Annotated in this window: 11 protein-coding genes; 6 read left to right on the forward strand and 5 right to left on the reverse strand. The window is 69.3% G+C overall.

The window, feature by feature from the left end:
- The 3 genes from AC1DO7_RS35160 to AC1DO7_RS35170 all read left to right on the forward strand — a co-directional run.
- Positions 1 to 1,971, forward strand: a 1,971-nt coding sequence (locus AC1DO7_RS35160) for an efflux RND transporter permease subunit (protein WP_477117169.1), incomplete at its 5' end; no start/stop codon positions are given.
- A 1-nt stretch (position 1,972) separates the two neighbouring features.
- Positions 1,973 to 3,454, forward strand: coding sequence for an efflux transporter outer membrane subunit (locus AC1DO7_RS35165; RefSeq protein WP_477117170.1), 1,482 nt, complete (start codon positions 1,973 to 1,975; stop codon positions 3,452 to 3,454).
- A 186-nt stretch (positions 3,455 to 3,640) separates the two neighbouring features.
- Complete coding sequence (locus AC1DO7_RS35170; RefSeq protein ID WP_441612800.1) at positions 3,641 to 4,105, forward strand: GNAT family N-acetyltransferase; 465 nt, start codon at positions 3,641 to 3,643, stop codon at positions 4,103 to 4,105.
- A 50-nt stretch (positions 4,106 to 4,155) separates the two neighbouring features.
- Here AC1DO7_RS35170 and AC1DO7_RS35175 read toward each other — a convergent pair whose 3' ends face one another.
- Positions 4,156 to 5,094 (reverse strand): TetR/AcrR family transcriptional regulator, encoded by a 939-nt coding sequence (locus tag AC1DO7_RS35175; protein ID WP_477117171.1) that lies wholly within the window; start codon positions 5,092 to 5,094, stop codon positions 4,156 to 4,158.
- 336 nt (positions 5,095 to 5,430) lie between these two features.
- Here AC1DO7_RS35175 and AC1DO7_RS35180 point away from each other — a divergent pair, with 336 nt between their 5' ends.
- The 3 genes from AC1DO7_RS35180 to AC1DO7_RS35190 all read left to right on the forward strand — a co-directional run bounded on the left by AC1DO7_RS35180 (position 5,431) and on the right by AC1DO7_RS35190 (position 8,585).
- The gene (locus tag AC1DO7_RS35180; protein WP_441649888.1) at positions 5,431 to 6,363 is read left to right on the forward strand and encodes a LysR family transcriptional regulator; all 933 of its coding nucleotides are present in this window, start codon (positions 5,431 to 5,433) and stop codon (positions 6,361 to 6,363) included.
- A 136-nt stretch (positions 6,364 to 6,499) separates the two neighbouring features.
- A complete protein-coding gene (locus tag AC1DO7_RS35185) occupies positions 6,500 to 7,477 on the forward strand; it encodes a Bug family tripartite tricarboxylate transporter substrate binding protein (protein WP_441649887.1) in 978 nt (325 codons plus the stop codon).
- Between the two features lie 127 nt (positions 7,478 to 7,604).
- Positions 7,605 to 8,585 carry a M14 family metallopeptidase gene (locus tag AC1DO7_RS35190; protein WP_441649886.1) on the forward strand — a complete coding sequence of 327 codons (981 nt, stop codon included), beginning with the start codon at positions 7,605 to 7,607 and terminating at the stop codon, positions 8,583 to 8,585.
- Between the two features lie 87 nt (positions 8,586 to 8,672).
- Here the strand turns inward: AC1DO7_RS35190 and AC1DO7_RS35195 are convergent, their stop codons facing one another.
- From AC1DO7_RS35195 to AC1DO7_RS35210, 4 genes are all read right to left on the reverse strand, one after another.
- Positions 8,673 to 9,179, reverse strand: a complete 507-nt coding sequence (locus AC1DO7_RS35195; protein ID WP_441649885.1) for an Sbal_3080 family lipoprotein — start codon at positions 9,177 to 9,179, stop codon at positions 8,673 to 8,675.
- 154 nt (positions 9,180 to 9,333) lie between these two features.
- Complete coding sequence (locus tag AC1DO7_RS35200) at positions 9,334 to 9,654, reverse strand: hypothetical protein (RefSeq protein WP_441649884.1); 321 nt, start codon at positions 9,652 to 9,654, stop codon at positions 9,334 to 9,336.
- 296 nt (positions 9,655 to 9,950) lie between these two features.
- On the reverse strand, positions 9,951 to 10,151 hold the full coding sequence (locus tag AC1DO7_RS35205; protein WP_477117172.1) for a hypothetical protein: 201 nt from the start codon (positions 10,149 to 10,151) through the stop codon (positions 9,951 to 9,953).
- Between the two features lie 63 nt (positions 10,152 to 10,214).
- The gene (locus AC1DO7_RS35210; RefSeq protein ID WP_441649883.1) at positions 10,215 to 10,811 is read right to left on the reverse strand and encodes an OB-fold protein; all 597 of its coding nucleotides are present in this window, start codon (positions 10,809 to 10,811) and stop codon (positions 10,215 to 10,217) included.
- Positions 10,812 to 10,865 lie beyond the last annotated feature (54 nt).

Raw genomic sequence — 10,865 nt, forward strand, 5'->3', positions numbered from 1 at the left:
GTGCTGGCGATCGGTATCCTGGTGGACGATGCGATCGTGGTGGTGGAAAACGTCGAGCGGATCATGAGCGAGGAAGGTCTCTCGCCCCGCCAGGCCACGCGCAAGGCGATGGGCCAGATCACCGGCGCCATCGTCGGCATCACGCTGGTGCTGACCGCGGTGTTCATCCCGATGGCGTTCTTCGCCGGCTCGGTGGGTAACATCTACCGCCAGTTCTCGCTCTCGCTGATCTCGTCGATGGCGTTCTCGGCGCTGCTCGCGCTGACGCTGACGCCGGCACTGTGCGCCACATTGCTCAAGCCGGTCGAGGCCGGGCACCACCACGAGAAGCGCGGCTTCTTCGGCTGGTTCAACCGCACGTTCGCGCGCGCGGCCACCGGCTACCAGAGCATGGTGGGCCGCATCCTGGGCCGCGCCGGCCGCTACCTGATCATCTACGCCGTCATCCTGGTCGGCGTGGTGGTGCTGTACAAGCGCCTGCCCTCCTCCTTCCTCCCCGAGGAAGACCAGGGCTACATGATCACCGTGGTGCAGCTGCCCAACGGCGCCACCCAGGAGCGTACCCTGGGCGTGCTCAAGCAGATCGAGGACTACTACCTGGAGAAGGAAAAGAAGGTGGTGGACCAGATGATCACGGTGGCCGGCTTCTCGTTCTTCGGCCGTGGCCAGAACGGCGGCATCGCGTTCGTGAAGCTCAAGGACTGGAAGGAGCGCACCGGCGCCAACGAGACCGCGCAGGCACTGGTGGGCCGCGCGTTCGGCGCGCTGTCCTTCATCAAGGACGCCATCATCTTCCCGCTCAACCCGCCGGCTATTTCCGAGCTGGGCAACTCCTCGGGCTTCGACTTCCGCCTGCAGGACCGCTCCGGCCAGGGCCACGCCAAGCTGATGGAAGCGCGCAACATGATGCTGGGCATGGCGGCCAAGAGCCCCGAGCTGGCCGGCGTGCGTCCTGAAGGCCAGGAGGACGCGGCGCAGCTGCAGATCGACATCGACCGCGAGAAGGCGCGCGCGCTCGGCGTCTCGGTGGCCAGCATCAACCAGACGCTGGGCATCGCGTTCGGCTCGTCCTACGTGAACGACTTCATCTACGAAGGCCGCGTGCGCAAGGTGATCGCGCAGGCCGAAGGCGGCGACCGCAAGCTGCCCGACGACCTGACCAAGCTGCGCGTGAGGAACGCGAGCGGCGAGATGGTCGCGTTCGCCGCGTTCGCCACGTCGAAGTGGATCATGGGCTCGCCGCGCCTGGAGCGCTACAACGGGCTGCCGGCGGTGAAGATCGCCGGCCAGGCCGCGCCCGGCCGCAGTACCGGCGAGGCCATGAAGATCATGGAAGCGAACTTCGCCAAGCTGCCGCCGGGCTTCGGCTTCGAGTGGTCTGGCCAGTCCTATGAAGAACGCCTGGCCGGCTCGCAGGAGCCGATGCTGTACACGCTGTCGCTGATCATCGTGTTCCTGTGCCTGGCCGCGCTCTACGAGAGCTGGTCGATCCCGGTGTCGGTGCTGCTGGTGGTGCCGCTGGGCGTGCTCGGCGCGCTGCTCGGCGTGACGCTGCGCGGCATGCCCAACGACGTGTACTTCAAGGTCGGCCTGATCGCCACGATCGGCTTGTCCGCGAAGAACGCCATCCTGATCGTGGAATTCGCCAAGGACCTGCAGGCGCAGGGCCGCAGCGTGATCGACGCGACGCTCGAGGCGGTGCACCTGCGCTTCCGCCCGATCCTGATGACGTCGATGGCCTTTATCCTGGGCGTGCTGCCGCTGGCGATCGCCAGTGGCGCGGGGTCCGGTGGCCAGCGCGCCATCGGCACCGGCGTGATCGGCGGCATGGTCACCGCCACGGTGCTGGCGATCTTCCTGGTCCCGGTGTTCTTCGTGGTGATCCGCAGCCGCTTCAAGGGCCGCAAGCCCGAGGCCGACCACGAGCAAGAGCAAGAGCAGAAGTGGCTCGAACCCAAACAGGAACTTTGACATGACAAAGACACTGACCACGCTGTTGCTGGTGGCGGGCGTCCTCTCGGGCTGCACGCTGGCGCCGACCTATGAGCGTCCCGCCCCGCCGGTGGCCACGCAGTATCCGGGCGCGCCGGAAGGCTACGCCGCGGCCGAGGTGAAGAGCGGCGAGACCCGCCCGGCCAGCGCGATCGGCTGGCGCGAGTTCTTCCACGACCCGCGCCTGCAGGTGCTGATCGCCGCCTCGCTCGAGAACAACCGCGACCTGCGCACCGCCGCGCTGCGCATCGAGGAAGCGCGCGCGCAGTACCAGGTGCAGCGCGCGGACCTGCTGCCCACGGTCAACGCCACCGGCGGCTACACGCGCCAGCGCCTCTCGGGCGCGCAGTTCGGCGGCCAGGCCGCCACCGCGGTCTCGGAGTTCTACCAGGTTGGCGCCGGCATCACGTCGTACGAGCTGGATTTCTTCGGCCGCGTGCGCAGCCTGTCGAACGCCGCGCTGTCGCAGTACTTCTCCACCGAGGAAGCGCGCCGCTCGGCGCAGATCTCGCTGGTCTCGGAAGTGGCCAAGGCCTACCTGTCCGAGCGTTCCTTCGCCGAGCAGTACGAGCTGGCGCAGAACACGCTGAAGACGCGCGAGTACACGCTGAGCCTGTCGCGCCAGCGCTTCAACGCCGGCGCCACGTCGGCGCTGGACCTGCGCGACAACGAGTCGCTGGTGGCGCAGGCGCGCGTCTCCGCCGCGCAGCTCGCGCGCCAGCGCGCGCAGGCCCAGAACGCGCTCGAAGTGCTGGTGGGCAAGCCGCTGGGCAGCATCGAGAACCTGCCGCAGGCCATGCACCTGTCGGACGAGCGCATCATCAGCGACATCCCGGCCGGGCTGCCGTCGGACCTGCTCGAGCAGCGCCCCGACATCCGCCAGGCCGAGCAGCAGTTGCTGTCGGCCAATGCCAATATCGGCGCGGCGCGCGCGGCCTTCTTCCCGCGCATCACGCTCACCGCCAACGCCGGCTCGATCAGCCCGTCGTTCTCGGGCCTGTTCGATGCCGGCACCGGCGTGTGGTCGTTCGCGCCGCAGCTGGTGCTGCCGATCTTCGACTACGGCCGCAACCTGTCCAACCTGGATCTGGCCAACGTGCGCAAGAACATCCAGATCGCCAACTACGAGAAGACCATCCAGACGGCCTTCGCGGAAGTGGCGGACGCGCTGGTGGCGCGCGGCACGCTGGWAGATCAGGTGCAGAGCCAGGAGCAGGTGCGCAATGCCGAACTGGCGCGCTTCGAGCTGTCCACCGTGCGTTTTCGCAGCGGCATATCGAGCCAGCTCGACCAGCTCGACGCGCAGCGCGAGCTGTTCAACGCCGACCAGGCGCTGATCCAGGCGCGGCAGCTGCGCCTGAACAACGCCATCGACCTGTACCGCGCGCTCGGCGGCGGACTGATCGAGTCCGGTGCGGTGGCCTCGGCCGACAGCGTCAAGCCGGTGGTGAACACGCAGTAAGACAGCAGTCTTTTTGTCCTGCCTTCCCCGGCATGCCGGGGAAGGCCTGAAGCGAAGCGCTCCGGCGCTTCGCTTTTTTTGTGCCTGCGCGCACCGGCCCGGCGTGCGGAACGACGTTTGCGAATCGTCCTGCCTGCGTTAGGATGGCGATTCCCAGATCTCCAGCCAGCCGCAAGGAAGCCAGCCATGGAAGTGCGCGAACTTGGTCCCGACGATATCGATCTCGTTTGCCGGCACCGGGAGGAGATGTTCCGCGAGGCCGGCCGCAGCGACGACGTGCTGCGCACCATGACCGGGCGCTTCCGCCCGTGGCTGGCGCCGCGCCTGGGCGATGGCAGCTACTTCGGCTTCGTGCTGATGGATCACGGGCAGGCGGTGGCGGGCATCGGCCTGATGGCCATCGACTGGCCGCCCCACCCTGCCCACCCCACCCAGGACAAGCGCGGCTACGTGCTCAATGTGTACGTGGAGAAGTCACACCGCAAGCAGGGCCTGGGACGCAGGCTGATGCAGCTGGCGGAGGACGAATTCGCACGGCGCGATGTCCAGTACGCCATCCTGCACGCCACCGAGATGGGCCGCTCGCTCTACGTTGCGCTGGGCTGGCATGCCACCACCGAGATGGCGAAAGGCGTCAGGCAGGCCGCGTAGTCCAGGCGCACGCCGGCGGTTGGCTGGCACGCGCCTGTGCGGGAGCCGCGCTAGGTCCTGGAGCGGGTACGCATCCAGTCGTCGAGCGGATTGCTCGGGAAGACGATGGGGGGATGCTCGCGCGCCTCGCGCACCGCCATGCTGGCGACGGCGGCGCGCGTGGTGCCCTCGTTGCGTGCCGCGCGGCGCGTCTTGCGCGCGGCCGCCGCTTGCGTCTCGGCGCGTTGCGCCTGTTCTGCCATCAGTGCATTCAGCGTGTCCTGCTCGGCGCGCGCTTCGGCATGCTGGGTCTCGCCGATCCGGAACACGTCCTGCAGCGCGCACAGTTGCTGGCTGGCGGGCACCGGCGTCTTGAGCGCGGCGATCACCATCGCGCTCAGCTGGGCCAGCACGTGCGCGTCGCTCATGTCCCTGCCCTGCGTGAAGGCCGGCAGCAGCTTGCCCAGCTCGTCGCCGGCCAGCACGCCGGCCAGCGCCTTGAGCGCGAAGTTCAGGCGCCAGCCCAGTTCCTGCGGCGGGATTTCCGGCAGCGCGCGGGCGAACGCGTCGGAGAAGCGGCCGAACACCGGCGCGTAGTGGCCGCGCAAGTAGGACTGGATGAACGGCGAGGTGTCGGAATACACGCGCCCCAGCAGCCGCATGAAGGATGGCCCGCCGGTCTCGGGCTSGCGYGCCATCTGCAGCGCGGGCACGAACAGCGCGCCCATSACGTGYTCGCAGCGGATCTGCTTGCCCGGCCAGCGCGCCTCGCAGGCATCCAGCACGGCAAGGCGCCGTGTGTTGAGCGGATCCAGCCGGCGCCCCAGCACCGCCTGCATCATGATTTCCTTGCTGCGGAAGTGGTAGTTGACGGCAGCCAGGTTGACGATCGCGCGCGATGTCACTTGCCGCAGCGACGTGGCTTCATAGCCGACCTCGATGAACAGGCGCTCGGTGGCATCGAGAATGCGGGCCTTGGTGTCTCCTGCGGTCCTTTTTCCTGTCTCCATGGGGGGCGTCTCTCTTATCGTCATGCGTATGACCCCTGCGAAATTCAAGGCTGTGCCCGCCCGGCGCCCTGCCGGCAAACGGATGCTTGAAACGGTTGTACGGAGCCTATCGRGTGCCGCGCGCGTTTCACAAGCGCGAAATTGGAGCGTTGGTTCTAATTCCGCGCCGCGCCGCGCCGCGCCGCGCTGAGGCTGGTCGCGCATGCCGCGGCCGCGCACCGCGCCCATGCCGCTACAATGTCCGCGGCGCCGCTGCCCCGCATGGCCCGCGCGGCGCCGCCCCCTGCAACTCTGCCGCGGTTCGCCGCGCCCCACCGCGCCTCGCGCGCAACGCCCATGCATATCCGCTGGCTCGAGGATTTCGTGTGCCTGGCCCAGGCCGGCAGCCTCGCGCGCGCGGCCGAGCTGCGCAATGTCACGCCGCCCGCGTTCGGGCGCCGCATGCAGGCGCTCGAGGTATGGGCCGGCGCGCCGCTGATCGACCGCAGCGTCTTCCCGGTGCGGCTGACCGACGAAGGACGCCAGTTCCTCGAAGCCGCGCAAAGCGCGCTGCGCACGCTGGACGAGGCGCGCCTGTCGCTGCGGGCGGCGCATCGCGCCGATGCCAGCACGGTGGTGATCGCCACCGGCAAGACGCTGGCGCGTTCGATGGTGCCGGCCTGGCTCGCCGGCCTGCGCCAGGCGCTGCGCAACGACCCGGTGGCGGCGGGTTTCCGCACGCGCCTGTCCACCTTCTCCACGCATGACGCGCTGGCCATGTTCACCGAAGGCGACGCCGATTTCCTGCTCTGCTACAACTCGCCCGCGCAACCCGTGACGCTGGACGACACACGCTACCTGTGCCACCTGGCGGGCGAGGAGCGGCTGGTCTGCGTGAGCGCCGCGGCGGACGGCGGCGGGCCGCAATTCAGGCTGCTCGCGCGCGGCCAGCGCGCGCCGGTGCCGATGATCGCGTACGCCGAGACGCTCACGCTCGGGCGCATGGTCAACGGCGAGATCGCGCGGCGCCGGCTGGCCGGCCGGCTCGAGGTGATCGCCGTGAGTGACTTCGCCGAATCGGTGCACGAGATGGTGCGCCAGCGCATGGGGCTGGCCTGGCTGCCGGCGCGGCTGATTGCCGACGATCTCCACGCCGGGCGCCTGGTGCGTGCCGGGCTAGAGCCCGGCGGCGAGGCCGACCTGGCGATGCAGATCCTGCTCTACCGCACGCGCGCCGCCATGCGGCCGCTGGCGGAGTCGTTCTGGCGCGCTGCCGTGGCTGCCGCCTAGCGCTTGCCCGCGCCTTGCCGAAACGGCAAGCCGCATTGCCAAAGCCGCACGTTGCTGCGCCCGCACGCTCTCTAAGATCGCCGCATATCCACAGATGTCCGCGATTGCGCGAATCCACAAAAGGGAAGAGAGAGCCATGAACAAACTGCTGCGTGCGGCCGCCACCGCATCCTTCTGCCTGCTCGCCGGGGCTGCCGGCGCCACCGGCACCGCAAGCTGGCCCGCCAAGCCGATTTCGCTGGTGGTGGGCTACACCGCCGGCGGCAGCGTCGACCTGGTGGCGCGCACCATCGCGCCGGAACTGGGCAAGCGCCTGGGCCAGAGCGTGGTGATCGAAAACCTGGGCGGCGCCGGCGGCACCATCGGCGCGTCCAAGGTGGTCAAGGCCGACGCCGACGGCTACACGCTGCTGCTGGGCTCGGGCAGCGAGGTCTCGATCGCGCGCCTGACCAACCCCGCCGTGCGCTACGACGGCGAGCGCGACCTGGCGCCCATCACCTTCGTCGGCACGCAGCCGATGGTGCTGGTGGGCAAGTCCGCGCTGCCGGCGAAGAACGCCGACGAACTGATGGCGCTGGCCCGCGCGCAGCCGGGCAAGCTGGCCTACGCCTCGTCCGGCGTGGGCACGCCGCTGAACCTGGCGGGCGAGCTGATCAAGCAGCAAGGCAAGGTCAACATCACGCACGTGCCCTACAAGGGCGCATCGGCCATGTCCACCGACCTGCTCGGCGGGCAGATCGATCTCGCCGTGATGGTGCTGTCGTCCGCCCTGCCGCATATCCAGGCCGGGCGCGTCAAGGCGTACGGCGTGACCGAGTCGCGCCGCGCCCAGGTGGCGCCCAATGTGCCCGCGCTGGCCGAAAGCAGCGCGCTCAAGGGCGTGGACATGGGCGTGTGGTTCGGCCTGATGGCGCCGGCGGGCACGCCGCGCGCGGTGAGCGAGCGCCTGAACACCGAGATGCAGGCCGTGCTGGCCATGCCCGACGTGAAGAAGAAGCTGGCCGAGGCCGGCGTGGAAGTGGCGCCCGGCGGCCCGGCGCAGTTCGGCGCCTTCATCAAGCGCGAGACCGTGAAGTACAAGACCATCGTGCAGACCGCGGGCATTCACGAATAACGTCACGACCAACGGCGCGCGAACGAAGCGCAGCAGGCGTACCATTTGCCTGCTGCCGGCGGTGGCCGCACGGGCCGCCGCGCTTCCCGATCCCCCCGCTATCACAGGCAAGCTGCCAACCACACACATGACCACCCCAGCCCCCACCTTCGACGCCTATCCGGTCGAAGTCGAGTTTCCCGATATCCGCCCCTACGCCGCCGGCAACGCAGGCGTGCCCTATGTGCACACCTTCGACAGCGGCGTGCCCGGCCCGCACGTGATGGTCAACGCGCTCACGCACGGCAACGAGGTGTGCGGCGCCATCACCGTCAAGGCGCTGCTGGATGCGGGCCTGCGCCCGCGCCGCGGCCGCCTGACGCTGGCCTTCGCCAATGTCGACGCGTACCACACCTTCGATGCGGCCAGGCCCGATGCCTCGCGCTACGTGGACCAGGACTTCAACCGCGTGTGGACCGCCGCCGTGCTCGACGACACCGGCCGCGACTCGTCCGAGCTGCGCCGCGCGCGCGCCATGCGCCCGGTGATCGACACCGTGGACCTGCTGCTGGACCTGCACTCGATGCACGAGAAGAGCCTGCCGCTGATCGTCTCCGGCCCGCTCGACAAGGGCATCGGACTGGCGCGCGCGGTCGGCGCGCCGGCCAATGTGATCGTCGACGAAGGCCACCCCGAAGGCCGCCGCATGCGCGACTACGAAGGCTTCGGCGACGCCGCCAGCGCGAAGAACGCCCTGCTGATCGAATGCGGCCAGCACTGGGAAGCCGCCGCCGTGGGCGTGGCGAAGGACAGCACCGCCCGCTTCCTGCTCGACGCCGGCATCATCGACGCCGCCGATGTGCCCGCCGGCTGGCTGCAGCCGCTGCAGCCGCTGCAGCCGCAGCGGGTGGTACGCGTGACCGAGCCGGTGGTGGCCTCCAGCATGGACTTCCGGTTCGCCGGCCCCTATACCGGGCTGGAAACCTTCCCCGACGCCGGCAGCGTGATCGGCTGGCGCGACGGCGAACCGGTGGTGACGCCGTACGCCGACTGCGTGCTGGTGATGCCCTCGCTGCGCCAGCTTCGCCCCGGCGTGACCGTGGTGCGGCTGGGCCAGCTGGTCGGCTGAGCATGGCCGGGAAGGCAGCGCTCGCCGCGCACAGAGTGTGGGGGCTGCCGCAGGAGCTGCAGGAGCCGCGTCAGGCGGTGGAGGTGTTCAGGCTGGCTTGGCGGGGGTTGCCGGCGTGCCGGCGGTGGCCGGCTTCGGCCGCATGCCCGGCAGCAACTGGTCGACCAGTTCCTCGATCTTCATCTCGGGTGGCACGAAGTTGCTCAGGTTGATGCCGCCGGCGCTGCGCAAGGCATCGTATTTCGCCTGGCCGGCGCGCTCGCCGTTGATATAGACGACGATATCCACCGTACTGATGAAATCGCGCCAGTAAGACTGCCGCTGCGCGTTGTAGGTGGCGGTATAGGGACACGCTGCCACCGACGAGCCGGGCCCGAGCACCTTGAACTCGAAGCCGCGCGCCTGCACCGAATCGCGCATGGCGTCCAGGTAGGCGTTGCCGCTGGCCTGGTTGCTGATCACGCAGAACAGCGTGCCGTCGGCGGGCTGCACGGAGGCGATACGGTCGCCGCGGTCGACCGGCACGACCGCCTGGTAGGTGGCGCAGCCGGTGGCCAGCAGGCCTAGGCTGGCGGCTAGCAATGCTTTTTTCATGATGTTCCTGGGCGCATGGCGTGGGCACGCGTGCAGTCGGTGCGCGCGCCCGCCAACTTTAGGCGATCGGTGCGCGGTCAATCGAAGGAACAGAGCAGGAAAACGGGTCCGCCGGCGCGCGGCGTGCGCGCGGGGACCGGCTCGGAACACCGGCTCAGAGCACGAAGGCCTGGCGGCAGCGCAGTGCCATCACCTGCGCTTCGAAGGCGCGCGCGGCACGCCGGGCAAACTGCTCGCGGCGGTGCTGTCGGGAGCCGGGATCGGCGCTGGCGGCAGCGGAGCAACCGGCGGCACGGCCGGCGTGGCCCTCGCGAGGCTGTCCGGCCGGGCCGGTGTGTGCATCGTTGTGCCGCTCGGCCGGTCCCGGCGAACCACCTTCTGCAACCTGCCATTCGCGGCGCGTGATGGCCAGGATGCTGGCGAGTGCCTGGGCTTGCGGCGTGGTGATACTGCCCGGGAGAAGGTATTCCATCATGATGTTCGGCCCGGCCTGCGTTACTGCCGGACTTCGGCGGAGCGCGGTGGCGGTTGTCGCCTCGTTGTCATTTGTTTGTATCGTGATGGAAAGATAGACGGCGCCGCCGCTCTCTATCATCGACGCCGCGCCGATCCTCCTGTGGGATGTGTCCTACAAGTATTGAGGGCGGCGCTTTCGGCCGGGCGCGAACGGAAAAAGTACCGCATGCGCCGCGTTGGCGCGCCATGAAGTGCGCCGGCTGCCGCCTGGCCGGGCACTGAGCCAGGCGCCTGGCTGGTCACTTGGCTGGCCGCTTAGCTGGCCGCCAGCGGGGTCGACAGGCTGCCGACCGCCACCAGGCAGATCGCGGCGAGGAAGACCCCCACCAGCAGGATCTGCAGGCGCCCCACCGGGCGCCCTTTCAGGAAGGCATTGCTGATGRACGGTGGCGAGACCACGCCGACCGCGGTCACGATCAGGATGGTCAGGGCGAGGACGGAAAGCAGGGTTTGCATGCTGGGAGACGAGAATTGGCGCCGGAACCGGGCGGCGCGATCGGGGACAAACGCGGTGGGCGACTAGTTCGCGCCGCCGCGCACCAGGCAGTCATCCAGAATCGGCGAGCCCTCTACCTGGCCCGCGCCGGTGCATTCCACCGCCACCTTCTGGCCGCGCCGGACCATGGTGGCGCGCGCTTCCACTCCGCACACGCGCCCGGCCGGCCCGCAGATCTGCTGCGGCAGCAGCTTGGCGCGCACCACCAGGGTCGGGCTGTTGGAGCGGATATCGAGGAATACGGTATCGCCGCTCTCGCGCCGCACGCCGCTGGCCACGCCTTCCACGATGAAATACTGGCCGCGGTAGCGGCCGTCCGCCGCGCCGGCGTTCTCCTGGTAGTCATCCACCATCTTGTCGGCCTGGTACTGCGGCAGGATATCGGTGGAGCGTTGCGGGTCGATGCTGATCGGGTCCAGCGTGCCGTTGCGCGGCACGCCGCGCGCGATGCTGGCCGCCTCGGCGGCGGCGGCCGAGGCATCGGCTGCCGCCACTGCCGGCGCGGCTTGCTCCGCGGCGGGCTCCAGCATCTGCTGCTCGTGGTTGCCGGTCAGCCAGAGCATGCCGAGCACGGCCAAGGCGACGACGGCGATAAGGATCTTCTGGGTACGGTTCAACATCCGGGGGTTCCTGCGATAAAGGTGGGGGTGGCGCGAAGTCGTGCGGTGGGCGGG

This window comes from Cupriavidus sp. 05N40 (assembly GCF_056397305.1).